At 66.4% G+C, this 25,377-nt stretch carries 22 protein-coding genes; 11 read left to right on the top strand and 11 right to left on the bottom strand.

What is annotated here, in order from left to right:
* Positions 1 to 27: 27 nt before the first annotated feature.
* The 4 genes from sdhA to ACZ5MJ_RS04475 form a co-directional block, all read right to left on the bottom strand.
* Positions 28 to 1,806, bottom strand: coding sequence for a succinate dehydrogenase flavoprotein subunit (gene sdhA, locus ACZ5MJ_RS04490; RefSeq protein ID WP_011298474.1), 1,779 nt, complete (start codon positions 1,804 to 1,806; stop codon positions 28 to 30).
* A gap of 3 nt (positions 1,807 to 1,809) precedes the next feature.
* Positions 1,810 to 2,175, bottom strand: a complete 366-nt coding sequence (gene sdhD, locus ACZ5MJ_RS04485; RefSeq protein ID WP_432257680.1) for a succinate dehydrogenase, hydrophobic membrane anchor protein — start codon at positions 2,173 to 2,175, stop codon at positions 1,810 to 1,812.
* Positions 2,176 to 2,186: 11 nt separating this feature from the next.
* Positions 2,187 to 2,597, bottom strand: coding sequence for a succinate dehydrogenase, cytochrome b556 subunit (sdhC, locus tag ACZ5MJ_RS04480; protein ID WP_432257681.1), 411 nt, complete (start codon positions 2,595 to 2,597; stop codon positions 2,187 to 2,189).
* Positions 2,598 to 2,879: 282 nt separating this feature from the next.
* Positions 2,880 to 3,755 (bottom strand): GntR family transcriptional regulator, encoded by an 876-nt coding sequence (locus tag ACZ5MJ_RS04475; protein ID WP_464222643.1) that lies wholly within the window; start codon positions 3,753 to 3,755, stop codon positions 2,880 to 2,882.
* A gap of 412 nt (positions 3,756 to 4,167) precedes the next feature.
* On the opposite strand from ACZ5MJ_RS04475, the gene ACZ5MJ_RS04470 reads away from it, so the two are divergent.
* From ACZ5MJ_RS04470 to ACZ5MJ_RS04440, 7 genes are all read left to right on the top strand, one after another.
* Positions 4,168 to 5,151 carry a malate dehydrogenase gene (locus tag ACZ5MJ_RS04470; protein ID WP_464222642.1) on the top strand — a complete coding sequence of 328 codons (984 nt, stop codon included), beginning with the start codon at positions 4,168 to 4,170 and terminating at the stop codon, positions 5,149 to 5,151.
* A 131-nt stretch (positions 5,152 to 5,282) separates the two neighbouring features.
* A complete protein-coding gene (locus ACZ5MJ_RS04465; protein WP_464222641.1) occupies positions 5,283 to 6,263 on the top strand; it encodes an HpcH/HpaI aldolase/citrate lyase family protein in 981 nt (326 codons plus the stop codon).
* Between the two features lie 51 nt (positions 6,264 to 6,314).
* Positions 6,315 to 7,499 (top strand): bifunctional 2-methylcitrate synthase/citrate synthase, encoded by a 1,185-nt coding sequence (prpC, locus tag ACZ5MJ_RS04460; RefSeq protein WP_464222640.1) that lies wholly within the window; start codon positions 6,315 to 6,317, stop codon positions 7,497 to 7,499.
* A gap of 164 nt (positions 7,500 to 7,663) precedes the next feature.
* On the top strand, positions 7,664 to 8,239 hold the full coding sequence (locus ACZ5MJ_RS04455) for a hypothetical protein (protein ID WP_464222639.1): 576 nt from the start codon (positions 7,664 to 7,666) through the stop codon (positions 8,237 to 8,239).
* A gap of 279 nt (positions 8,240 to 8,518) precedes the next feature.
* Positions 8,519 to 11,224, top strand: a complete 2,706-nt coding sequence (acnA, locus tag ACZ5MJ_RS04450) for an aconitate hydratase AcnA (RefSeq protein WP_464222638.1) — start codon at positions 8,519 to 8,521, stop codon at positions 11,222 to 11,224.
* 236 nt (positions 11,225 to 11,460) lie between these two features.
* On the top strand, positions 11,461 to 11,613 hold the full coding sequence (locus tag ACZ5MJ_RS04445) for a hypothetical protein (RefSeq protein ID WP_464222637.1): 153 nt from the start codon (positions 11,461 to 11,463) through the stop codon (positions 11,611 to 11,613).
* Positions 11,614 to 11,719: 106 nt separating this feature from the next.
* On the top strand, positions 11,720 to 12,922 hold the full coding sequence (locus ACZ5MJ_RS04440; protein WP_464222636.1) for a DUF2863 family protein: 1,203 nt from the start codon (positions 11,720 to 11,722) through the stop codon (positions 12,920 to 12,922).
* Between the two features lie 63 nt (positions 12,923 to 12,985).
* Here ACZ5MJ_RS04440 and trmB read toward each other — a convergent pair whose 3' ends face one another.
* Positions 12,986 to 13,672, bottom strand: a complete 687-nt coding sequence (gene trmB, locus ACZ5MJ_RS04435) for a tRNA (guanine(46)-N(7))-methyltransferase TrmB (protein WP_464222635.1) — start codon at positions 13,670 to 13,672, stop codon at positions 12,986 to 12,988.
* A 126-nt stretch (positions 13,673 to 13,798) separates the two neighbouring features.
* Here trmB and ACZ5MJ_RS04430 point away from each other — a divergent pair, with 126 nt between their 5' ends.
* A complete protein-coding gene (locus ACZ5MJ_RS04430) occupies positions 13,799 to 15,421 on the top strand; it encodes an ABC transporter substrate-binding protein (protein ID WP_464222634.1) in 1,623 nt (540 codons plus the stop codon).
* A 53-nt stretch (positions 15,422 to 15,474) separates the two neighbouring features.
* Here ACZ5MJ_RS04430 and ACZ5MJ_RS04425 read toward each other — a convergent pair whose 3' ends face one another.
* Positions 15,475 to 16,347: a class I SAM-dependent methyltransferase gene (locus ACZ5MJ_RS04425; protein WP_464222633.1), complete on the bottom strand. Its 873-nt coding sequence runs from the start codon at positions 16,345 to 16,347 to the stop codon at positions 15,475 to 15,477.
* 53 nt (positions 16,348 to 16,400) lie between these two features.
* The gene (locus ACZ5MJ_RS04420) at positions 16,401 to 17,153 is read right to left on the bottom strand and encodes a tetratricopeptide repeat protein (protein ID WP_464222632.1); all 753 of its coding nucleotides are present in this window, start codon (positions 17,151 to 17,153) and stop codon (positions 16,401 to 16,403) included.
* 194 nt (positions 17,154 to 17,347) lie between these two features.
* On the opposite strand from ACZ5MJ_RS04420, the gene ACZ5MJ_RS04415 reads away from it, so the two are divergent.
* Positions 17,348 to 17,716 carry an ArsR/SmtB family transcription factor gene (locus ACZ5MJ_RS04415; RefSeq protein WP_464222631.1) on the top strand — a complete coding sequence of 123 codons (369 nt, stop codon included), beginning with the start codon at positions 17,348 to 17,350 and terminating at the stop codon, positions 17,714 to 17,716.
* A gap of 11 nt (positions 17,717 to 17,727) precedes the next feature.
* Entirely contained in the window at positions 17,728 to 18,810 is a 1,083-nt protein-coding gene (locus ACZ5MJ_RS04410; protein ID WP_464222630.1) for an SRPBCC domain-containing protein, read from the top strand.
* 36 nt (positions 18,811 to 18,846) lie between these two features.
* On the opposite strand, the gene ACZ5MJ_RS04405 is transcribed toward ACZ5MJ_RS04410, so the two are convergent.
* Both ACZ5MJ_RS04405 and ACZ5MJ_RS04400 read right to left on the bottom strand, forming a co-directional pair.
* Positions 18,847 to 20,145 carry an MFS transporter gene (locus ACZ5MJ_RS04405; RefSeq protein ID WP_464222629.1) on the bottom strand — a complete coding sequence of 433 codons (1,299 nt, stop codon included), beginning with the start codon at positions 20,143 to 20,145 and terminating at the stop codon, positions 18,847 to 18,849.
* 77 nt (positions 20,146 to 20,222) lie between these two features.
* Complete coding sequence (locus tag ACZ5MJ_RS04400) at positions 20,223 to 21,674, bottom strand: N-acyl-D-amino-acid deacylase family protein (RefSeq protein ID WP_464222628.1); 1,452 nt, start codon at positions 21,672 to 21,674, stop codon at positions 20,223 to 20,225.
* Between the two features lie 209 nt (positions 21,675 to 21,883).
* On the opposite strand from ACZ5MJ_RS04400, the gene ACZ5MJ_RS04395 reads away from it, so the two are divergent.
* Complete coding sequence (locus ACZ5MJ_RS04395; protein ID WP_464222627.1) at positions 21,884 to 22,780, top strand: LysR substrate-binding domain-containing protein; 897 nt, start codon at positions 21,884 to 21,886, stop codon at positions 22,778 to 22,780.
* Between the two features lie 18 nt (positions 22,781 to 22,798).
* Here ACZ5MJ_RS04395 and ACZ5MJ_RS04390 read toward each other — a convergent pair whose 3' ends face one another.
* Positions 22,799 to 23,302, bottom strand: coding sequence for a DNA-deoxyinosine glycosylase (locus ACZ5MJ_RS04390; RefSeq protein WP_464222626.1), 504 nt, complete (start codon positions 23,300 to 23,302; stop codon positions 22,799 to 22,801).
* 52 nt (positions 23,303 to 23,354) lie between these two features.
* The gene (gene htpG, locus ACZ5MJ_RS04385; protein ID WP_464222625.1) at positions 23,355 to 25,256 is read right to left on the bottom strand and encodes a molecular chaperone HtpG; all 1,902 of its coding nucleotides are present in this window, start codon (positions 25,254 to 25,256) and stop codon (positions 23,355 to 23,357) included.
* Positions 25,257 to 25,377: the final 121 nt, after the last annotated feature.

Here is a 25,377-nt window from a genome sequence, read left to right as displayed (position 1 = left end):
GGTCCTGTTTTCTCTACGATGCGGTGCTCAGAAAGTACGGGCCTTCGGCGGAACGCTTTCCACCGTCAGCGGCTCCATCTTCACCGGCTTGTAGTCGAGGCGGTTGCCTTCGCTGTAGAACAGCGTGTGCTTGAGCCAGTTCTGGTCGTCGCGGTTCGGGAAGTCGCTGTGCGCGTGCGCACCGCGCGATTCCTTGCGGGCGGCCGCCGAGATCATGGTGGCCTTGGCCACTTCCACCAGGTTGGCCACTTCCAGGGCTTCCACCAGCGCGGTGTTGAAGACCTTGGACTTGTCCTTCAGGTGGATGTTGTTGGCGCGCTCGGATACTTCCAGGATGCGCTCGACGCCTTCGTCCATCAGCTTCTGGGTACGGAACACGCCGGCATGCGACTGCATGTTCTTGCGGATGTCGTTGGCGACGTCCTGCGTGTACTCGCCCGACGACGTGGCCTGCAGCTTGGCCAGGCGCGACATCGCCAGGTCGGCGGCATCGGCCGGCAGCGGCTTGTGTTCCTTCTGCTTCAGGTTCTGCGCGATGATGTGGTTGCCGGCGGCACGGCCGAACACCACCAGGTCGAGCAGCGAGTTGGTGCCCAGGCGGTTGGCGCCGTGCACCGACACGCACGAGCATTCGCCGATCGCGTAGAAACCGTTCAGGACTTCGTTCGGGTTGCCGTTCTTCGGCACCACGACCTGGCCGTGGAAGTTGGTCGGAATGCCGCCCATCTGGTAATGGATGGTCGGGACCACCGGGATCGGTTCCTTGATCGCGTCGACATTGGCGAACTTCATGCCGATTTCGCGGATCGACGGCAGGCGCTTCATGATGGTCTCGGCGCCGACGTGGGTCAGGTCGAGCAGCACGTAGTCGCCGTTCGGGCCGCAGCCGCGGCCTTCCTTGATTTCCTGGTCCATCGAGCGCGAGACGAAGTCGCGCGGCGCCAGATCCTTCAGCGTCGGGGCATAGCGTTCCATGAAGCGCTCGCCGTCCTTGTTGCGCAGGATACCGCCCTCGCCGCGCACGCCTTCGGTGATCAGCACGCCCGCGCCGGCCACGCCGGTCGGGTGGAACTGCCAGAACTCCATGTCTTCCAGCGGCACGCCTGCGCGCGCTGCCATGCCCAGGCCGTCACCGGTGTTGATGAAGGCATTGGTGGAAGCGGCGTAGATACGGCCGGCACCGCCGGTCGCAAACAGCGTGGTCTTGGCCTCGAGGATGTAGACCTCGCCGGTTTCCATTTCCAGCGCGGTCACGCCCAGCACGTCGCCGTCCTGGTCGCGGATCAGGTCCAGCGCCATCCACTCGACGAAGAAGTGGGTCTTGGCGCGCACGTTGCGCTGGTACAGCGTGTGCAGCAGTGCGTGGCCGGTACGGTCAGCCGCGGCGCAGGCGCGCTGCACGGGCTTTTCACCGTAATTGGCCGTATGGCCGCCGAACGGACGCTGGTAGATGGTGCCGTCGGGGTTGCGGTCGAACGGCATGCCGAAGTGTTCGAGCTCGTACACGACCTTCGGGGCTTCACGGCACATGAACTCGATGGCGTCCTGGTCACCCAGCCAGTCCGAGCCCTTGATGGTGTCGTAGAAGTGGTAGTGCCAGTTGTCCTCGCTCATGTTCCCCAGCGAAGCGCCGATGCCGCCCTGTGCCGCCACCGTGTGCGAGCGCGTCGGGAACACCTTGGACAGCACGGCCACGTTCAGGCCGGCTTCCGCGAGCTGGAGGGATGCGCGCATCCCGGCGCCGCCAGCACCGACGATGACCACGTCGAAACGGCGACGCGGCAATCCAGTCTTGACTGCGACCATTTATTACACCCTCCAGAGAATCTGAGCAGCGTAGCCCGCGCAACCGACGAGCCACAGAATCGTAAGAACTTGCAGCACGAGGCGCACGGCCATCGGCTTCACATAGTCCATCCAGATGTCACGCACGCCGATCCAGGCGTGATACAGCAGCGACAGGATGGTCAGGAACGTGATGATCTTCATCCACTGGTTGGAGAAGAGCCCTGCCCACGCTTCATACGAAGCGCCGTTCGACAGCAGGAAGGCGATGGCCAGGACCACGGTGAAGACCACCATGATGCAGGCCGTGACGCGTTGCGCGAGCCAGTCTTTCAGGCCGTAGTGGGCACCGACGACAAGACGCTTGGGACCGATATTGTTATTTGCCACCTTGATTCTCCTCAGAACAGGCCGTACAGCTTCAGGCCGAAAATCAGGGTAAGCAGCAGGCTCACAACCAGCACGCCGATGGCAGACTTGGCCGAAGCCGGCTTGGAGACACCAACGTGCACATCCAGCAGCAGGAAGCGGATACCGGCGCAGAAGTGATGCAGATAACCCCAGATCAGGGCCAGCACAACCAGCTTGACAAAGCCACCGGACAGAAGGGCCGAGAACTTTGCGAAGCTCAGTTCGGAGGTGATGCTCTGTTCAAACAGATACAGGACGAAGGGAAGGAGGAGGAACATCAGTGCACCGCTCGCGCGATGCAGGATGGATACCTTGCCGGCCCAGGGCAACCGGTATTTCGCGATCTGCGAAATACCGATATTCCGGAACTCCGGCCTGGCTTGTTTGACGGCTTCAGCCATGCGAGACCCCATTAGCGGTAAACAAAGAAACGAAACTGCCATTGCCCTGCATGCAACGGGATGCATTAGGGCAAATCCATGAGATTTTAGCGCCTTTGTTGCGCGCTGCACCAATAATTTTCAGCTATCACACGTCGACAAGTGCCGCCCGACAATCGCACACAAATCACATCCGGCGCACCACGCCACGCAACATCCACATGCGCCGCACAACAGCCCGGATTACCATGACAAAAGCCGCAATAATCGGCGCCGGCGCGGGCATCCCACCGGCTCCGTGACTCAACTCAGGTCGTTCTGGTAATAGTGCCTGGTCGTTACATACAACCCGCGGCGCACCTCTACGGGGCGATCGCCATAAGTGTAGGAAACGCGCTCGACCGACAACAGCGGCGAGCCTACCGGAACGGACAGCAACTCGGCCGCCGTCTCATCGGCGGGCACGGCGCGGATTTTCTCCGAGGCGCGAATCATGCGCGTACCGAATTCGGCCTCGAACAATGCATACATGGGGCCCTTCCACTCCGTCAGCTTTTCAGCGGTGAGGCCCTTGAAGTTCGCGCCGAGCAGCCAGATTTCGTCCAGCACGGTCGATTCGCCCGAGAAATTCAGCACACGGCGAATCTGCACCACGCTGTCGCCGGTGCGGATGTCGAGCAGCCGGGCAATCTCCGCGGGGGCGCGCAGGCGCTTGCATTCCAGCACGTGGCTGGCGCCATAATGGGGTTCGCCTTCGTCGGGGACGAGGCGCAGGAAGCGGAACTTGACCACGTCTTCATGGTGCGTGGTCACGAAGGTGCCCTTGCCCTGCCGGCGCGCCACCAGGTTCTCGGCGGCAAGTTCGTCGATGGCCTTGCGCACCGTGCCCTGGCTGACCTTGTAGCGCGAAGCCAGCTCCATTTCGCTGGGGATCATCTCGCCGGGCTTCCATTCGCCGGACTGCAGGCTGCGCGTGATCAGCGCCTTGATCTGCTGGTAAAGCGGGCTGAAAGTGGGCGATGGCACGGCGTGCGGACCAGGGGCGGAACCAGGTTGCGGGGCGGCCTGCTGGGCAGGCGCAGGCGAAAGCGGCTGCGTCCCGGCGCCAGGCGTGGCGGCGCCAGATTCCTGCGCGCCGGGGGCGGCTGCGCCGGTCAGGGACGTAGGCAGGGAGGACATAGCGGGATTTCACCACAAAAGGGCAAGACACGTCCAGCCTTACGTTAATTGTCTTATGTCTTATATAAGACATATGAATTGACATCACGGGAGGCCCGGCCTACACTCGCGCTGGTCCACGCCCGCGATGGTCCGCCCAGGCCCGCCAGCATACCGGAATGTGCCGGTCCGGCAGCAGCCCGGTCTGGAAATGGCGCCTCGCTTCGCAGTAGACTAACGCTTTGTTGCATCACCATGACCCGTTGTGGCTCTCCCCCACCGGTTCCGCCCCGTGGCCCCGCCACCTGGCCCCGGCGGACTGCCGCTCCCCGCTGTGGCGACAACCAGCACCCGGTGACGCACCGCGCCCCTTTGCATGACAGCGGCGTGACGCCGGCCGGCTTCCCCCCTTCTATCGTTTGGAGATTTACTCATGGCTAAAGCCCCAATGCGCGTCGCAGTGACCGGCGCCGCTGGCCAGATCGGCTACTCCCTGCTGTTCCGCATCGCCAACGGCGACATGCTGGGCAAAGACCAGCCGGTCATCCTCCAACTGCTCGACCTCCCGCAAGCCCAGCAAGCCGTCAAGGGCGTGGTGATGGAACTGGAAGACTGCGCGTTCCCGCTGCTGGCCGGCGTGGTCATCACCGATGACCCCAAGGTTGCCTTCAAGGACGCCGACGTGGCCCTGCTGGTTGGCGCCCGCCCGCGCAGCAAGGGCATGGAGCGCAAGGACCTGCTCGAAGCCAATGCCCAGATCTTCACCGTGCAGGGCAAGGCACTGGACGAAGTCGCCAGCCGCAATGTCAAGGTGCTGGTGGTCGGCAACCCGGCCAACACCAATGCCTACATCGCCATGAAGTCGGCACCGAACCTGCCGCGCGAGAACTTCACCGCGATGCTGCGCCTGGACCACAACCGTGCCCTGTCGCAGATCGCCGCCAAGACCGGCAAGCCGGTGTCGTCGATCGAGAAGCTGTTCGTGTGGGGCAACCACAGCCCGACCATGTACGCCGACTACCGCTACGCCACCGTCGACGGCAAGAGCGTCAAGGACATGATCAACGACCCGGTGTGGAACAACGACGTGTTCCTGCCGACCGTCGGCAAGCGCGGCGCCGCCATCATCGAAGCGCGCGGCCTGTCGTCGGCTGCCTCGGCTGCCAACGCCGCCATCGACCACGTGCACGACTGGGTGCTGGGCACCAACGGCAAGGTCGTTACCATGGGCATCCCGTCCAATGGTGAGTACGGCATCCCGGCCGACACCATGTTCGGCTACCCGGTGACCACCGCCAACGGCAAGTACGAAATCGTCAAGGGTCTGGAGATCGACGCCTACAGCCAGGAAAAGATCAACATCACCCTGAACGAACTGGAAGAAGAAAAGGCCGGCGTGCAGCACCTGCTGGGCTGATCTTCCGCTCGCTCGAGGAAAGACCGGGGTTCCGCAACGATTCAGAATCGACGCGGACCCCGGTTTTTTCGTATGCAGGGGCCAGGCTGGCCCCTGCGCTATCCCCTCAACCCCAACCTGTCTGAATCAACGTGCATCCTTCCGAGGTCTTGTTCCAGGGCGAAGCCATCCCGGTCCAGCTGCCGGTGTGTGACCATTACGCGGGCAGCGAAAAGCTGATGCGCAAATCGCTTGCCCTGCAACAAGAGCTTGGCCCGGTGTTCGACATCACCTTCGACTGCGAGGACGGCGCCGCCGTCGGTCATGAGCGCGAGCACGCCGAGCTGTGCGCGCAGCTGGTCAACAGCCCGCTCAATGCCCACAACCGCGTCGGCGTGCGCATCCACGACCCGGCCCACCCGAGCTGGCGCGAGGACGTCGACGTGCTGGTGCGTGCCGCCGGCGCGCGCCTGGCCTATGTGGTGGTGCCCAAGGTCACCGATGTGGTCGAGGTCGCGCGCGTGACCGACCACGTCAACCAGGTGGCGCGCAATGCCGGCATCGCCCGCCATGTCCCGATCCATGCCCTGATCGAGACCCATGCCGCGCTGGAGCAGGCCTTCGATATCGCCGCGCTGGTGCAGGTGGAATGCCTGAGCTTCGGGCTGATGGACTTTGTCTCGGGCCATCATGGCGCCATCCCGGGCGAGGCCATGCGTTCGCCGCAGCAGTTCGAGCACCCGCTGATCCGCCGCGCCATGCTGGAGATCTCGGCCGCCTGCCATCGCCACGGCAAGGTGCCGTCGCACAACGTCAGCACCGACGTGCAGGCGCCGCAGCGCGCCGGCGACGATGCGCTGCGCGCGCGCAGCGAATTCGGCTACCTGCGCAAGTGGAGCATCCATCCGGGCCAGATCGCACCGATCGTGGCGGCGTTCCGCCCGGGCCAGGAAGAAATCGGCGCGGCCAGCCAGATCCTGCTGGCGGCGCACGAGAACAACTGGGCGCCGATCCGCCACGATGGCCAGTTGCACGACCGCGCCAGCTACCGCTATTACTGGTCGCTGCTGCAGCGCGCGCAGGCCACCGGCACGCCGCTGCCGGCCAACGTGGAAGCGCTGTTCTTCGCCTGAGGCCGATACCCAAACCAATAACCAGTCAGGGCAGCGCCCAAGGAGACACGGATGTCCGCCTCGAAGATCGATGCACCGGCCGCCACGGCCAGCGAGCCGGCCGCACCCCGGGTCAAGAAATCCGTCGCCCTGTCGGGCGTGACCGCCGGCAATACCGCGCTGTGCACCGTCGGCCGCACCGGCAATGACCTGCACTACCGCGGCTACGACATCCTCGACATCGCCGAGACCTGCGAGTTCGAGGAAATCGCCCACCTGCTGGTGCACGGCAAGCTGCCGACCAAATCCGAACTGGCCGCCTACAAGGCCAAGCTCAAGAGCCTGCGCGGCCTGCCCGCCAACGTCAAGGCCGCGCTCGAATGGGTGCCCGCCAGCGCCCACCCGATGGACGTGATGCGCACCGGCGTGTCGGTGCTGGGCACCGTGCTGCCGGAGAAGGAAGACCACAACACCCCGGGCGCGCGCGATATCGCCGACCGCCTGATGGCCAGCCTCGGTTCGATGCTGCTGTACTGGTACCACTACAGCCACAACGGCCGCCGCATCGAAGTGGAAACCGACGATGACTCCATCGGCGGCCACTTCCTGCACCTGCTGCACGGCGAGAAGCCGTCGGCGCTGTGGGAGCGTGCCATGAACACGTCGCTCAACCTGTACGCCGAGCACGAGTTCAACGCCTCGACCTTTGCCGCCCGCGTGATCGCCGGCACGGGCTCGGACATGTACTCGTCGATCGCCGGCGCCATCGGCGCGCTGCGCGGCCCCAAGCACGGCGGCGCCAACGAAGTCGCGTTCGAGATCCAGAAGCGCTACGACAACCCGGATGAAGCGCAGGCCGACATCACCCGCCGCGTCGAGAACAAGGAAGTCGTGATCGGCTTCGGCCACCCGGTGTACACCATCAGCGACCCGCGCAACCAGGTGATCAAGGAAGTGGCGAAGAAGCTGTCGAAGGACGCCGGCTCGATGAAGATGTTCGACATCGCCGAGCGCCTGGAAACGGTGATGTGGGACATCAAGAAGATGTTCCCGAACCTGGACTGGTTCAGCGCGGTGAGCTACCACATGATGGGCGTGCCGACGGCGATGTTCACGCCGCTGTTCGTGATCTCGCGCACCTCGGGCTGGGCCGCGCACATCATCGAGCAACGCATCGACAACAAGATCATCCGCCCGAGCGCCAACTACACCGGCCCGGAGAACCTGAAGTTCGTGCCGATCGGCAAGCGCAAGTGAAGCCGGGCCAACAGCGGCGCCGATTATGTAACCAAAGACCAGAGCACTACGCCGCCTTCGCCAAATCGTAGAGAATAGCGGCGGAAATTGTCCCGGCGCCGCCCCGATCCCAGGGCGGCGAATCAAATATAGATCGATTTCAGTATCAGAAAGGCACTCACAAAATGAAACATCTTGTCCTTGCCGCCTGCATCGGCGCATTCAGCCTGACCACCGCCACCGCCGTGATGGCGCAGGAACCCGTCAAGAAGACCACCGCCAGGAAGTCCTCGAGCAAGAAGAAGGCGGCTGCCGGCACCGCCGCTGCCGCAGGCACCGCCGCCGCGGTCACCCCGAACGGCGAAAAGTGGCAGTGTGAACTGGGCAACAGCATGTATATCGCCGGCGACATGCTGCGCGACGAAGTCCTGACCGTGCACTGGCAAGGCAAGGACTACAAGCTGCCGCGCCAGACCACGGTGACCGGCGCCGACCGCTACTTCGACGCCCGCTCCGGCCTGGACCTGGTAGTGATCCCGAGCAAGGCCATGCTGTTCAACAAGAACCTGGGCCAGCGCCTGGCCGACGAATGCCAGTCCGCCGCGATGCAGGCCGGCGCGGCCGCCCCGACCCAGGCCGGCGGCCTGCGCGCCCCGGCCACCACCCCGCTGCTGGTCACGCCCCCGGGCGGCCCGACGCAGGTGCCGGGCGGCCAGGCGCTGCCCGCAGCCACCCAGCAATCCGCCGCACCCAAGCAGTAAGCCAGTACCAGGGCGCCGGCGGCCGCTGAATTCCGGCCGCCAGCGCCCTTTTTGCCTTGCCGGGCGGTCAATCCCGGACGGGGCATGTTGTCGAGCCGGTGTCGTCGTGGCCGGCTGGATGCCGTACCGGGTGGCGGCGAAGCCGCGCCCCGGTTAGAGTATGCAGTTGCAGTGCGCTGCCGGCCTCGGACCGCGGTCAATCGCCGCGGCAGCGCACCGGGGTCTCGATTCAGGTCCGAGCCAAATGCCATCGCATCATCCTTCGATCGGAGTACGGCAATGCCCCACAACCTCAAGAACACGCTAAAAGAATTCAAGATCGGCTCTTCCGGCAAGGGCCAGTATTACTCCCTGCCCCAGTTGGGCGAGGCGCTGGACCTGGACATCGCGCGCCTGCCGGTGTCGATCCGCGTGGTGCTGGAATCGGTGCTGCGCAACTGCGACGGCAAGAAGGTCACCGAAGAACACGTCAGGCAGCTGGCCGGCTGGAAGCCGAACGCCGACCGCGTCGACGAGATTCCCTTCGTGGTGGCGCGCGTGGTCTTGCAGGACTTTACCGGCGTGCCGCTGCTGGCCGACCTGGCGGCGATGCGCAACGTCGCCGAGAAGATGGGCAAGAACCCCAAGAAGATCGAGCCGCTGGTGCCGGTGGACCTGGTGGTCGACCACTCGGTGCAGGTCGACCACTTCCGCGAGAAGAAAGCGCTGGACCTGAACATGCAACTGGAATTCCAGCGCAACAATGAGCGCTACCAGTTCATGAAGTGGGGCATGCAGGCCTTCGACACCTTTGGCGTGGTGCAGCCGGGCTTCGGCATCGTGCACCAGGTGAACCTGGAATACCTGGCCCGCGGCGTGCACAGGAAGGACGGCGTCTACTACCCTGATACCCTGGTCGGCACCGATTCGCACACCACCATGATCAACGGCATCGGCGTGGTCGGCTGGGGCGTCGGCGGCATCGAGGCCGAAGCCGGCATGCTGGGCCAGCCGGTGTACTTCCTGACGCCGGACGTGGTCGGCGTGGAACTGAAGGGCCGCCTGCGCGAAGGCGTCACCGCCACCGACCTGGTGCTGACCGTCACCGAGATGCTGCGCAAGGAAAAGGTGGTGGGCAAGTTCGTCGAGTTCTTCGGCGAAGGCACCGCCAGCCTGGCCCTGCCCGACCGCGCCACCATCGGCAACATGGCGCCCGAATACGGCGCCACCATGGGCTTCTTCCCGGTGGACGAAAAGACCATCGACTATTTCAAGGGCACCGGCCGCACCGAAGAGGAAATCGCCGCGTTCGAGGGCTATTTCCGCGCGCAGAAGATGTTCGGCATTCCCAAGGCCGGCGAGATCGACTACAGCAAGGTGGTGACGCTGGACCTGGGCACCGTGGCGCCGTCGCTGGCGGGCCCGAAGCGTCCGCAGGACCGCATCGAGATCGGCAACGTCAAGAGCACCTTTGCCTCGCTGTTCAGCAAGCCGGTGGCCGAGAACGGCTTCAACAAGGATGCGGCCGACCTGGACCGCGCCTACACCACCACCGACGGCCTCGAGGTGAAGAACGGCGACGTGCTGATTGCCGCGATCACCTCCTGCACCAACACGTCCAACCCGAGCGTGCTGCTGGGCGCCGGCCTGCTCGCCAAGAAGGCGGTGGAAGCCGGCCTGACGGTGGCGCCGCACATCAAGACGTCGCTGGCACCGGGCAGCCGCGTGGTGACCGAATACCTGAAGGCCGCCGGCCTGCTGCCGTACCTGGAAAAGCTGGGCTTCGGCGTGACCGCCTATGGCTGCACCACCTGCATCGGCAATGCCGGCGACCTGACGCCCGAGCTGAACGAGGCCATCACCAGCAACGACCTGGTGGCCGCCGCGGTGCTGTCGGGCAACCGCAATTTCGAGGCCCGCATCCATCCGAACATCCGCGCCAACTTCCTGGCCTCGCCGCCGCTGGTGGTGGCCTATGCCATCGCCGGCAACGTGACCCGCGACCTGATGACCGAGCCGGTCGGCAAGGGCAAGAAGGGCCGCGACATCTATCTGGGCGACATCTGGCCGACCTCGGAAGAAATCCACGCGCTGATGAAGTACGCAATGGACGCCAAGACCTTCAAGGGCAACTACGAACAGGTCAAGAAGCCGAGCAAGCTGTGGGCCGGCATCAAGGGCACCAAGGGCCAGGTCTATGACTGGCCCAAGTCCACCTACATCGCCGAGCCGCCCTTCTTCCAGGACTTCAGCATGCAGCCGGCCGCCACCAGCGCCAGCGTGCGCGGCGCGCGCGCGCTGGGCATTTTCGGCGATTCCGTGACCACCGACCACATCTCGCCGGCCGGCTCGATCAAGGACACTTCTCCGGCGGGCAAGTACCTGCTGTCGCATGGCGTGCTCAAGGCCGACTTCAACAGCTACGGTTCGCGCCGCGGCAACCATGAGGTCATGATGCGCGGCACCTTCGCCAACGTGCGCATCAAGAACCTGATGATCCCGGCCAAGGCCGACGGCTCGCGCGTGGAAGGCGGCATCACGCTGCATCAGCCCACCGGCGATGAAATGTCGATCTACGATGCGGCCATGAAGTACGTGGCCGAGGGCACGCCCACGGTGGTGTTCGGCGGCGAAGAGTACGGCACCGGCTCGTCGCGAGACTGGGCGGCCAAGGGCACGCAGCTGCTGGGCGTGAAGGCCGTGGTGGCCCGCAGCTTCGAGCGCATCCACCGCTCCAACCTGGTCGGCATGGGTGTGCTGCCGCTGCAGTTCAAGGGCAGCGACAGTGCGCAGACGCTGGGCATCATCGGCGATGAGACCTTCGACATCGAAGGTATCGAGGGTGAACTGAAGCCGCAGCAAGATGTGGTGCTGGTGATCCATCGCGCCAATGGCGACGTGCAGCGGGTGCCGGTACTGCTGCGCATCGATACGCCGATCGAGGTCGACTACTACAACCACGGCGGCATCCTGCCGTTCGTGCTGCGCCAGCTGCTGGCTGCCTGAGCGCTGGCCGCCTGAGCGCCACCTGCGCCATCGGCGCCGCCTGCCTGGCCCCCACCGCGGGGCCGCGGCAGGCGGCGTTTTTCATTGGCGCCCTGCGCCCCCTGAATCACCCGGCACGATGTCCGGCGCGTGTAAGTTCCGCGCAAGCCAGCGCTGCCACACTGTGTCCCACAAGAACAGCGGTCGCACGACCGGAGGCCGGGATCTCCCGGCATCAGCCAGACTCAGGAGACACCGTGGCCAAGATCCTTATCGCATTCATCGTCGTCGCCGGCGCGGCCCTCTACCTGCTGACCAAGGGCGGCAGCGACGTTTCCATCGCCGGCGAGTCGCACAGCGTCGAAAGCCATGCCCCCGCGGCCCCCGCCTCCGCGCCGGCCGGGAAATAAGCCGCACGTGCGGCCAGCGCCGGCGCCGACCGCACGCATATAGCGGCCTGCGTGTCAACGCAGCGAGTAGAATACCGTTTTACGCATAAACGGACGGTTTCTTTCTATGGCAGGTTTTCGCCCCAAGGCTTCCCCACGACTCTCCCCCGACGCCGAGCGTCTGGTGGCCGACGCGCTCGCCCTCGACGCATCGGGCAGCCGCATGGAGGACGGATACTGGGAACGGCGGCTCTCGCAGCGCCTGGGCCGCCTGCTGAAGAACGGGAGCCAGACCGCGCTCGACGCGGCGCTGGAACACCTGTTCAAGCACAATGCAGACGCCTCCGACGTGCTGGCCGAGCAGGCCGAGACACTGGCCGAATCCGCCACCATCGAGGTGGACGGTCAGGTCTATGACGCGCTGCTGATCGCCGCGCCGATCCTGGCGCACACGCGCTACGCCATTCCTTCCGGCGCGCTCAAGCCGGAACTGGCGCAGACGCTGGCCGTGCACCTGCAGGCACATGTGCTGGCCAGCGGCACCAGGGTGTCGCTGTCGCCCTACCTGTACAGCATCGACCAGCTGCCGCGCACGCATAGCGACACCTTCGCGCTGACGCACAAGCTGGCCGCGGCCGCGCTGGCCGGTGCGGTACCCAAGGTCGACCTGCGCGACCTGCCCGAGACCGCGCCCATCCTGGCCGATCCGCGTTACCTGCTGGCCGTGGTGGTGGCCCCGCACGAGCAGGCGCTGTTCCGCTGGCAGGAAGACGCCAAGGAGCACCACGCCGAGCGCTCGATCTGCCTGGAGCAATGGCGCAGCCAGGTGCAACCGTCGGTGGCGCTGCTGCTGCCGGGCTGCGAGTTCGAGCTGTTGCTGCCCGATGCCTTCTTCCTGTCCTGCCGCGAATCCGACAAGAGCATCCGCCCGCTGACCGTGCGCGCCGCCGTCAATTACCTGTGCGGCACGCTGGACATCTCCGCCGGCCAGCTGGCCGCGGTGGTGGCCGCCTTCGGCGAGGAAGTGGTCGAGGAATACCGCGTGGGCTTCACCATGCGCGGCGAGAAGGATGTGATCTACGGCATCGTCTGGCCGGTCTACGGCCGCGAAGCCGGCGAGGTCGATGCCGATGAAAAGGGCAACCCGCTCGACCAGATCTGCGAGGAACTGCGCAACGCCGGCGTGGAAGACATCTTCCGCCATGCCGCGCTGTTCGATCCGGAGTACTGCGAAGACTGCGGCACGCCGCTGTATGCGGACCGCAACGGCGAGATCGTGCACGCCGAACTGCCCGAAGACGCGCCTACGCAGCAGCCGCTGTTCCACTGACGCGCCCTGCACCAGACTTGAGAACGGCCCGCATGCGCGGGCCGTTTCTCATTGGCGGGCCGATCAGGCGGGCGTGCGCTCGCTGACGCAGCGCCACAAGCCGTGGCCCGATGCCCCATATTTGCGCTCGAACGGCGTCATCGCCTGCGCCGGCTCCCAGGCCTCCACCCGCGCCGGGCGCCCGACCTGCTCCAGCGCCAGGGCGAACTCATCGATATAGATGCGCCAGTTGCTGCGGCACTCCAGGTAGTCGCCGCAGGCAGCCAGCGCCGGGAACACCGCGTGCCCCTGCCAGCGCCGCCCCAGGTGGCCGATCTTCGGCCACGGGTTCGGGTACAGCACGTAGTGGCGCGCCACCGGCACCGCCTCGGCCTGCAGCAGGCGCCAGACGTCGACCAGGTCGGCCCGGGCCCAGCAGAAGTTGGCTGGCAAGGGCGCCTCGCCCCACCAGTCCTTGCCGGCGGCCAGGCGCTTCTCGGACTGGTCGATGCCGATCACGAAATGGTCCGGGAACTGCGTCGCCAGGCGCAGCGTGCTTTCGCCCACGCCGCAACCCGCATCCAGGATCAGCGGCGCGCCGCCGGCCTGCTGCCAGCTTTGCAGCGCCGCGCCAAGCTCGCGACGGCTGGGCTCGCCGACCGGCTTGCGGAACGGTTCGGCCAGGTGGCGCGCGACGCGCGCGGCCAGGTGCTCGTGGACATCGGCCTGGGCCGAGACAATGGTGCGGGAATTGGCAAACATGGGCGCCATTTTACCGGTCGGGAACCCGCGCTTCCGCCAAAGGCTGCAACCATGTCACTTTAGCGGCACAATGCGGGACAAACCCGCCTGAGAACCCGTCCGCGCCCGCGCGGACCCGTACGAGGAGCCAGCCAGATGACACCGACCCTTCCGCCCCGCCGCCTTGCCCACCCCATGCGCCGCGCGGCACTCCATGCCGCCGCGGCGCTGGTGCTGGGCAGCACCGCATTCACGCTGCTGCCGGCCGGCGCCGCCCATGCCGAAGACCTGCGCATCGGCCTGTCGGCCGACGTCACGTCGATGGATCCGCACTGGAACAATTCCGGCCCCAACAACGCCATCGCGCTGCATATCTTCGAGTCGCTGGTGTTCCTCGACAAGAACGCCCGCTACATCCCCGGCCTGGCGCTGTCGTGGAAGCCGGTCAACGCCATCACCTGGGAAATCAAGCTGCGCCCGAACGTGAAGTGGCACGACGGCTCGCCCTTTACCAGCGAGGACGTCAAGGCCTCGCTGGAGCGCCCGGAGAAGCTCACCAACAGCCCGGGCTCGTTCACCAGCTACACCAAGCCGATCGCGCGCATCGACACGCCCGACCCGCTGACGGTGCGCCTGACCATGAGCGTGCCCAACTACGCCAACCTGCCCAACGACCTGAACAGCGTGCCGATCATGCCGAAGAAGGTCGCCGCCACGCTGACCCAGGCGGACTTTGACTCAGGCAAGGCGATGATCGGCACCGGCCCGTTCAAGTTCGTGCGCTTCGCGCGCGGGCAGGAAATCGTGATGGAGCGCAATCCGAACTACTGGGGCCCCAAGCCCGAGTGGGACCGCGCCGTGTTCCGCATCATCACCGACAACGGCGCGCGCAGCGCCGCGCTGCTGGCGGGCGACGTCGACGTGATCGAGAGCGTGCCGTCGGCCGATGTGGCCAGGCTCAAACAGAACCCCAATTTCAGGATCGAGCAGCAGGTGTCGTGGCGCACCATCTTCTGGCAGATGGACCAGTCGCGCGACAACCCGCCCTTTGTCACCGACAAGGCCGGCAAGCCGCTGGGCAAGAACCCGTTCAAGGACGCGCGCGTGCGCGCCGCAATCAGCAAGTCGCTGAACCGCGACGCCATCGTCAGCCGCATCATGGAAGGGCTGGCGGTGCCGGCATCGTCGATCGTGTCGCCGCAGATCTTCGGGCATCCCGGCACCCGTCCCGAAGCCTACGACCCGGAAGGCGCGAAGAAGCTGCTGGCCGCCGCGGGCTACCCCGACGGCTTCGGCCTGACGCTGCACGCCACCAACAACCGCTACCTGAACGACGCCGCGGTGGCGCAGGCCACCGCCAGCATGCTGACGCGCATCGGCATCCAGACCAAGGTGGAAACCTTGCCGGTGGCGACCTACTTCACGCGCGCGCGCCAGGGCGAGTTCGCCTTCCAGATGCTGGGCTGGGGCTCGGCTGCTGCCGACGTGGCGCTGCGCTCGATCACCGGCACGCCCAATCCCAAGACCGGCTACGGCACCTGGAACTGGGGCAAGTACAGCAACCCGCAACTGGACCAGCTGATCGAGAAGTCGCTGACCACGGTCAGCAGCGACAAGGCGCGCGAGGAGAATGCCCGCACCGCGGCAAGATTTGCGCTGGCCGACCACGCGATCATTCCGTCGCACAGCCAGCTGGCAATGTGGGCGATGAAGAAGGGACTGAAGTACGAAGCGCGCACCGACGAATGGTCGCTGGCGCAGTTCTTCCATAAGGAGTAAGAGCGGCGGCTTCCCTCTCCTGCGCGGCGGGAGAGGGACAGTTCCTCAGTACCTCAGATCTTCAACCGCTCTTCCTGCCGCGCATTCGCCGCGCGCAGCTTCTGCGCCCAGTCGCGCGCCGGCAGTCCGGTGGACTTCTCCACCACCTCGGCACGCCCCTCCAGCGCTTCCCACGACACATCGATATCCGGCCCGTTGAAGGCCATCGCGATGATGTTGCCGTCATGCACTTCCGGGAACACCAGCACGCGGTTGTCGAAGGCATCGCAGATGCGTTCGATGTTCTTCGGAAAGCTGTCGTGGTCGCCAAACAGGTTGATGGTCATCACGCCGGGTGCCTTCAGCGTGCGGCGGCAGGCGCGGTAGAACGCAGTGGTGTCCAGCACCGGGCCGCGCGCGGTGGCGTCGTACAGGTCCACCTGCAGCACGTCGATGGCGCCGGTGTGGGCGCCGTCCATCACGTAGTCCCAGGCGTCCTGCTCGCGCACGGTCAGGCGCGCGTCGTCCTCGCGCAGGCCGAACATGCTGCGCCCGGCGATGATCACGGCCGGGTTCAGCTCCACCGCGGTCACGCGCGCGCGGCTGAACTGGCGGTGGCAGAACTTGGTCAGCGCCGCGGCGCCCAGGCCCAGCTGGACCACGTGGAACTCTTCGACCGAGGGCGACAGGAACAGCAGCCAGGCCATCATCTGCTGCGCGTACTCCAGCTCGATCGCATCGGGCTTGCGCAGGCGCATCGCGCCCTGCACCCACTCCGTGCCGAAGTGCAGGTAACGCACCCCTTCCATTTCCGAGAAGGTCACCGGCGCGAAGCGCGGCGTCATGCGTTTCTCTTCGCGTGCCGGCGCCTCGCCACGAATACGGGTGCCACGTGCCGGACGGCGCGAAGCCACGGCTTCAATCGATTTGCGTTTCAGTAGGGTCATGTTGTCGAGAATGGCGTTCAGCACCCGATCCAGCATGGAGTTGGGGGCGCGGATTACTTGCCCAGCGCCGCCTGCGCGCGCTGCAGCCATGCGCGGTTGTGTTCGCGGGCGTGGCGCGGCCAGTGGCGGGCGTCGTGGACGATATCGGCATAGAGCTGCTGCGCGCGTTCGCGGTCAGCGGCATCGGGCTGCGCCGCAAGCCAGTCGGCAAACAGGCAGCGCGGCGCGGCATCGCTGGCACTGGTCAGCGCCTGCTCAAAGGCGGCCCGCGTGCCGGCGGCACCGGTGGCTGCCAGGGCCCGCGCGTACAGCAAGGCCGGATCGGGCTGCTGGCGCGACTGCGGATTGGCCGCGAACAGCGTCTCCAGCGTCGCCAGTGCGCCGGCGGCATCGCTGGTGGCGAACTGCGCCTGCGCCAGACCCTGCAGCAGCGCGGGATCGGTCGCAAACGGGCCATTGGCCGCGGCCCGGTAGTGCTGCAAGGCCTCTGCCGGCTCACCGGCCGCCAGCAAGGCAGCGCCCAGGCGCATGCGGTGCGCCACCGTCGGGGCCCGGTCAAAGTCAGAGCGGGCCTCGCGCACCGCGCGGTTCGGATCGACCAGCTGCGTGATGGCACGCGTGGCAGCGCGCGCGCCGCGCGACTGGCGCAGCTCGGGCAGGTAGATCGCAAAGCAATACACCACGCTGCCCAGCCCCGGGAACAGGAACAGGATCAGCAGCCAGTACATGTTCTGGTGCGTGCGCACCGCGTGCACCGCAAAGAACAGTGCGACGATGATATGGATGCTGATGCCGAAGATACGCATAGAAAATTCACCTTTGAATCAATGGCCGGCGCACCAGCCGCCGGCATTGTGACAGAAAGGCACGGCAAACGGTCTCAGCCGCCCCCGGAATGCCCGCGCCGGCCAGTGGCAGGCCGGCCACCCGCCATCGCGTCGATGCCCCTGCACCCATTTTTCTGCTTGACTTTCATTTAACCAATTGGTTAAATGAACCCATGCCTGCCACGCCCGACGCCCTCTCCAGCATCTTCGCCGCCCTGGCCGACCCCACCCGGCGAGCGATCCTGGCCCGGCTGTCGGAGGGCGAGGCCCCGGTGAGCGAGCTGGCGCGCCCGTTCGAGATGTCGGCCCCGGCCATCTCGAAGCACCTGCGCGTGCTGGCCGAAGCCGGGCTGATCGAGCGGGAGATCAATGCACGCTGGCGCATCTGCCACTTGCGCGCCAACGCCCTGCGCGATGCGCACGACTGGCTGGACACCTATCGCCGCCACTGGGAAGGCAACCTCGACCGGCTCGTCGAATTCGTCGAACGAACCCACGCGGCGGCGTCCGCCACGGGTCCGGACGACTCAACCAAGGACTGAGGGAAACCATCATGGACCAAGCTGCCACCTTCCACCTGGAAATGACCCGCCTGATCCGCGCGCCGCGCGAGCGGGTCTTCGATGCCTTTACCAACCAGGCCGCCCTGGCCGCGTGGCATTGCCCGCGCGGCATGAGCGTGCTGGAGGCAAGCGCCGACGCACGAGTCGGCGGCAGCTACCGCATCGTGATGGGCGGACGCGACGGCTCGCAGCATATTGTCGGCGGCGAATACCAGACCATCGACCGCGCCGATTTCCTCGCCTACACCTGGGCCTGGGAGTCAGGCTCGCTGCCGCCCGATCTCAAGACCCTGATCGAAGTCACGCTGACCGAGCAGGAGGACGGCACCCACCTGCACATGCGCCACAGCGGTTTCCCGAACGCGCAGGCGCGCGATTCGCACATGGGCGGCTGGCAATCCGTGTTCAACCGCCTCAGCGATTACCTGGACCCGAAGGGCAGCGCGGGCACCGTGACCGTCTTCGGCGATCCGCGCAGCAGCTACTGCCGCACGGTGCGCATGGCGCTGGAAGAAAAAGGCGTGGCCTACACGCTGGACCCCGTGCCCCCGCATTCGCCTGAGGTACTCGCGCACAACCCGTTCGGCCGCGTGCCGGCGTTCACCGACGGCCCGATTTCGTTCTACGAAACCCGCGCCATCCTTAACTACATCGACGAGGCCTTCGAAGGACCAGGCCTGCAGCCGCAATGGGGCGTCACCGACCGCGCGCGCGGCGAGCAATGGATCAGCCTGATCAACTGCCACGGCTACGATGCGATGGTCCGCCGCTACGTGCTGCAATACGTCTTCCCCAAGGGCAAGGACGGCCACCCTGACCGCGCCGTCATCGAAGCCGCCGTGCCGGAGATCGACAAGCACCTTGCCGTATTCGACGCGGCCTATGGCGACCGCGATTACTTGGTCGGCAGCGTGATGTCGATGGCCGACCTGTTCCTCGCGCCGATCCTGATGTATGTCGGCATGTTCCCGGAGGGTGCGGCGTTGCTGGAGAAGTATCCCAACGTGCGGCGCGGGCAATCCGTCATGCGCGAGCGGCCGAGCTATGCGGCCACGCAGCCGCAGTTGGGCTGAGTAGCCACTCCTCCTTGAGCGGCCTCGCAACACGTTTCAGGCTGCCACGCCAGCGGCCTCACCGGACCCGCTGGCATGGCTGCCGGGGTGCCACGTGAGCGCCACCACCAGCGCGCCCAGCGCGGACACCAGCAATGCCGCGTAGGGCAGCACGTAGGAGCCGGGCACCGCGTCCATCAGCAGGCCGATCAGCGCCGGCGAAATCGCCGCCGCGAGCTGGCCGCCGAAGTTGATGATGCCGGCGGCCGAGCCCACCGATTCATCCGGAATATGCTTGAGCGGGATCGCGAAGACCGTGCCGTAGACTACGGTGTAGCCAACCAGCGCAAGCGTCCACAGCGTGAGCATGGCCGGCAGCGACTCGGCACAGGCCATCAGCGCGATGAAGACGATCATGGCGCAGGCACCCGCCGCCATGAACAGGCGCTCGCGGCCGTGGCCGACCTTGTCGAGCAGCCAGCCCACCGCCAGCAGGCTGAGGAAGGCCACCACATACGGCACTGCCGAGGCCATGCCGGCGTGCAGGATGTCGATGTAGCGCACCCGGACGAGGAAGGACGGCATCCACGACACCAGCGCCACGTACACTATGTTGGCAAAGAAGAAGACCACCATGGTCTTGCGCAGTACCGGCGAGCGCAGCAGCACGCCGAAGGCGGCCTTGCCTGGCGGCTTCGCGCGCAGCGGCGGACGCTTGACGGCAAACCACAGCACCACCGCCACCAGGATTCCGACCAGGCCGAAGACATGGTAGGCAAAGCGCCAGCCGTGGCTGTGGATCAGCGCGGCGATGGCGCCCGAACCGATCGCGCTGCCCAGGAACGAGGCCCCGATCACCAGCGACTTGGCCCGCGCGCGCTCAGGCTTGGGAAAGGCCTCGGCGATGGTCACCGTGCTGGCCGGCGCGAAGCCGCCCTCGCCGATGCCGAACAGCACGCGGATCACGAACAGCATGGCGAAGGTGGTAGCCATGCCGGTGGCCCCGGTGAAGACCGACCAGCACGCCACCGAGAACACCAGGATCACGCGCGAGCCGAAGCGGTCGCCCAGCCAGCCCGCCGCGAGCTGCATGAGCGCGTAGCTCACGTAGAACGCGCTCAGCAACAGGCCGGCCGAACGCGCATCGAGGTGGAACTCGTTCTGGATCGGGACGATCGACACGCTCATCGCCATGCGGTCGGCATTACCGAGGATCCACGACAGCAACAGCATGCCCAGCAGGAACATCTTGCGCGGCCGCGAATACAGCGGTGCAGGCGCGGTGGTCGATATGGGCGGCGCCGACAGCGCGGCCGCAAGGGCGCTCTGCGCGCCCAGGTTGTCGGGATGCTTCACGTGTCTCCTTCGTGTATTGGCTTGTGGGGTGGAACGGCTTGGGGGCGCGTTGAAACCGGCGTATGCCCGGCGGCGCTTCAGTGCCGGGCTGCGCCTGTGCCGGTGCGGCGCCGGATCACATGGCCGGCGTGGACGTCCCGGTTGCGGCCCTGCCCCCAGGCCAGGCGCCCGTTGACGAAGACCGCGTCGATGCCGGTGCTGACTTCGGTGGGCCGCTCGAAGGAAGCGCGGTCGGCCACGCTGCCCTCGTCGAAGACAACCAGGTCGGCAAAATTGCCGGCAGCGATGGTGCCGCGGCGCGGCAGGCCGAAGCGTTGCGCGCTCAGCCCCGTCATCTTGTGAACCGCCGTTTCCAGCGGAAACAGCCCGCGCCGGCGCGCGTAGTGGCCCAGTACGCGCGGGAAGCTGCCCCACAGGCGCGGGTGCGGGCTCTGGTCGTGCGCCAGGCCGTCGGAGCCGACCATGGTGAGCGGGTGCGCCAGGATGCGTTCGACGTCGTCCTCGCTCATGGCGAAGTACACCGCGCCGGCCGGCGCCAGCGCCTGCGCCAGCGTCTCCGGGTCGAGATTGCGCTCACGTGCGAGCTTGAACAGCGACTGCCCTGCCGCGGACGGATCGGCCTTGGACCAGGTCACCAGCACATCGTCGGACTGCCGCACGCGCGAGGCCAGCAGCATCGTCGACGAGGCGTTGTAGGGATAGCAGTCGATGCACACCGGCTGCACGCGCGCGGCGCGCTCCAGCATGGCCAGCGTCTGCACCGAGCGTCCGTGGTTGTTGCGCCCGACCAGCTTGTGGTGCGACAGCACGGTGTCGATGCCCAGTTCACGCCCGATATGCAGGGCCTCGCGCATGGCGTCCTCGATGGCGTCGCCCTCGTCGCGGATATGCATGGTGATGATGCCAGCGGCATGCGCCAGCGGCGCGCCTACGGCAATCACTTCGGCGTCGGTGGCGGCGCGCGCGGGCGGATAGTAGAGGCCGGTGGACATGCCGATGGCACCGGCCGCCAGTGCCTCGGCAAGGGCCTGCGCCATGCGGTCGGTTTCGCGAGCGGTGGCAGGGCGATCGAGCTGCCCCACATGGCGCACGCGCAGGGTCGAATGCCCGACCAGGCAGGCTGCGTTGAGCGCCGGGCGCCCTGACTCCAGGGCGTCGAGGTAGCCGGCGAAATCGTCGAAGCGCCAGGCGTCGTCGCCAAGCAGGTCCAGCGGCGCCGGCGGGTTGTCGGTCAGCAGCGGCGCCAGGCTGATGCCGCAATTACCGGTGATCACCGTGGTGATGCCCTGCGACAGCTTGGGATGCGGCCCCTGCGGCGCATCAAGCAGCAGGCGGTCGTCGTGGGTATGCACATCGATGAAGCCGGGCGCGACGATGCGGCCGGCCGCGTCATGGCGCTCACTCGCCACGGCGCCACGCAGGTCGCCGAGCGCAGCAATCTCGCCGCCGCGGATGCCGATATCGCAGTCCTTCCTGGGCGCGCCGGTGCCGTCGATCACGCTGCCGCCTTCAATAATGAGATCAAACATCAGTCAGTCCGCCAGGTTGGGACACGCGCCGTGCCGGTTGGCAAGACACTGTCGGGAGCAGCCCGAGCGTGATGATCCGGTCCGCAGCGGGCTGCTGGCAAACCACTTTTACTGCGGTATGCATGAGGTTTTCTCATGCAGCGTCTGATAGGATCTGGAACGTTGTGGGAAATGCCTTGCGCATTCCTGTGTTTCTTTCATGACCACCAATGTTCCGCGCACCCTCCACCCAGTCCCTGCTGTGCTTCGAGGCCAGCGCCCGGCTGCGTTCCTTCACCGCCGCCGCGCGCGAACTGAACCTGACGCAAGGCGCGGTCAGCCGCCAGATCCAGACGCTGGAAGAGCGCCTGGGCGTGCCGCTGTTTTCCGGGCGGCGCGATGCCATGGCGCTCACCGATGCGGGGCGCGAATACCTGGCCGAGATTGCGCCGCTGCTGCGGCAACTGGAGCGGGCCACCATGAACGTGATGGCCCTCAAGGGCCGGGGTGGCGCCCTGTCGCTGTCGGTGGCCGCGTCGCTGGGCAGTTACTGGCTGATTCCGCGCCTGCCCGCGTTCACGCGCGCACATGGCGAGATCACGCTGAACCTGCGCACGCGCGTGGGTGCGGTGGACTTCAGCACCGCCCCCGTGGACGCTTCGCTGGAATTCGGCGACGGCCAGCGGCCTGGCTTGCACAATGACTTCGTGCTGCCGCTGCAGTTGTCGCCCTACGCCGCGCCGTCATGGGTGGCGGCGCACGGCAAGGCGGTCAATGCCGGCACGCCGCGCGCGGCGCTGATCCAGCATCTGACGCTGCCGGATGCATGGGAAGGATGGTTCGCGCAGCAAGGCGTCCGGGCCAGCCCGAGCCGCGAAGGTCCACGCTACGAGGTGATGTCGATGGCGCTGAACGCGACCGTGGCGGGGATGGGCGTGGCGCTGCTGCCCGCTTACATGACCGGCGACCTGCTCGCCGCCGGCAAGCTGGAACGCTTGTCTGATGCCGCCTGGCAGCATCCCAAGGGCTATTACCTGGTGTATCCGCCGGCGTCGGCGCCGATGCGGGCGCTCAAGGTGTTTCGCGACTGGCTGCTGCGGCAGCGCGAGGCAGGCGCCTCCGGTTGAGCAGTTACGGTCTGCGGCTCAGGCCAGCAGGGCGCGCCACAGGTCCAGCTTCTGCTCGAAACTACGCGCGGCATGCGCCGGGCTGGATGATGGCAGCACCACCGTCTGATAGCCCTGCGCGGCAAACTGCGGCGCAAAGCGGCCGGAAGTGCCGCCATTGAAGCCGACACGCTGCAGCGCCGGCGCCAGCGCGCGCAGGCGCGTGAAATCGTTGGCCTGCGGCTGGCGGATATTGCTGTCCAGGCTGCCTTCACGCAGGCACGCGCCCAGCACGTCCCACACGCCGATGCGGTGCGCCAGCAGCCGCACCAACCGCTCGGCATAAGGCAGCTCGGGCAGCGGCTCGCCGGTGAGCGCGCCCAGCAGCGGCCAGAACTGGTTGCGCGGATGGGCGTAGTACTGGCGCGCCGCAAGCGACGCGGCACCGGGAAAGCTGCCCAGCACCAGCACGCGTGTCTCGCAGTCGATGACGGGCGGCAGGCCCTGGTGGAGATCGGCGGCAGCCGGCAGGGTGTCTGGCATGGCAAGGCGGTGCGGACGCGTTGCACGGCCGCACCTGGTTGCTGTCAGGCCGTCAGGCCAGCAGCTTGTTGACGCGCTGCACGTAGGCGGCCGGGTCTTCCAGCATGCCGCCTTCGGCCAGCAGCGCCTGGTCGAACAGCACCTGCACGCGGTCGCTGAAGGCATCTCCCTCGGGAAGATCGCGCAGCTTCTGCACCAGCGCGTGCTCCGGGTTCAGCTCCAGGATCGGCTGGGCGTCCGGCGCTTTCTGGCCGGCCTGCTTGAGCAGGCGCTGCAGGTAGCCGCTCATGTCGCCTTCGTCAGAGACCAGGCACGAGGCCGATGCGGTCAGGCGCAGCGTCACGCGCACGTCCTTGGCCTTGCCGTCGAGCACGGCCTTGGCGCGTTCGACCACGTCCTTCCAGTCGGCCTCGGCCTTTTCCTGCTCGGCCTTCTCGGCTTCGTCGGCCAGCTTGCCAAGGTCCAGGTCGCCGCGTGCGACCGACACCAGCTCCTTGCCGTCGAACTCGCGCAGGAACGACAGCATCCACTCGTCGACGCGGTCGGTCAGCAGCACCACTTCGATGCCCTTCTTGCGGAACACCTCCAGGTGCGGGCTGTTCTTGGCGGCGGACCAGGTATCGGCCGTGACGTAGTAGATCTTGTCCTGGCCTTCCTTCATGCGGCTGACGTAGGCGGCCAGCGCCACGTTCTGCTCGGCGGTGTCGTTGTGCGTGGAGGCAAAGCGCAGCAGCCTGGCCACGCGCTCCAGGTTGGCCTGGTCTTCACCGATGCCTTCCTTGAGCGCCTGGCCGAACTGCTGCCAGAAGGTGGTGTACTTGGCGCGCTCGGCTTCCTCTTCGCTATCGGCCAGCGATTCCAGCATCGACAGCACGCGCTTGGTGCAGCCTTCGCGGATAGCCTTGACGTCGCGGCTTTCCTGCAGCAGTTCGCGCGACACGTTCAGCGGCAGGTCGGCGGAGTCGACCACGCCCTTGACCCAGCGCAAGTAGCCCGGCAGCAGCTGCTCGGCGTCGTCCATGATGAAGACGCGCTTGACGTACAGCTTCAGGCCGGCCTTGTGGTTGCGGTCCCACAGGTCGAACGGCGCGCGCGCCGGGATATACAGCAGCTGGGTGTATTCGCTGCGGCCTTCCACGCGGTTGTGGGTCCAGGCCAGCGGCGCCTCGTTGTCGTGCGCGATGTGCTGGTAGAAGGCGGTGTACTGCTCGTCGGTGATATCGGACTTGGCGCGGGTCCACAGCGCGCTGGCCTGGTTCACGCTTTCCCACTCGTCGGTGCGCTTGTAGGTGCTGGACTCGGCGTCCCACACCTCCTTGGGCATGCGGATCGGCAGCGAGATATGGTCCGAGTACTTCTGGATGATGCTCTTCAGGCGCCAGGCCGACAGGAAATCGTCCTCGCCCTCGCGCAGGTGCAGCGTGATGGTGGTGCCGCGCCCGGTGCGGGCGATGGCATCGACGGTGAACTCGCCGTCGCCGGTGCTTTCCCAGCGCACCGCGTCTTCGGCGCCCAGGCCGGCGCGGCGCGTTTCCACCGTGACCTTGTCGGCAACGATAAAGGCCGAGTAGAAGCCCACGCCGAACTGGCCGATCAGCGCGGCGTCCTTCTGCTGGTCGCCGGACAGTTGCTGGAAGAATTCCCTGGTGCCCGAGCGGGCGATGGTACCGAGGTTGCGGATGGCCTCGTCGCGGCTCATGCCGATGCCGTTGTCGGAGATCTTCAGCGTGCGTGCCCGCGGATCGGCCTCGATGCGGATGGCCAGGTCGGCGTCGTTTTCCAGCAGGGACGGGTTCGCGATCGCCTCGAAGCGCAGCTTGTCGGTGGCGTCCGAAGCATTCGAGACCAGCTCGCGCAGGAAGATTTCCTTGTTGCTGTACAGCGAGTGGATCATCAGGTGCAGCAGTTGCTTCACTTCCGCCTGGAAGCTCATCGTCTCGTGCGGTGCGGTCATGGTTCTCCTCTTGGAAACAGGCGAATCTGGAAAGTGGGTGGGGCCACGCCAACGTGGCCGGTGCCGCCAGAAATAGGGCCGCCCGGGCCATTTTTCAAGGCCCGGGGTCCAACGGCGCGTG

It is taken from the genome of Cupriavidus sp. LA-1 (assembly GCF_055385985.1).
Note: the sequence above shows the minus strand (reverse complement) of the source record. Positions and strands in the feature narration are given on the sequence as shown.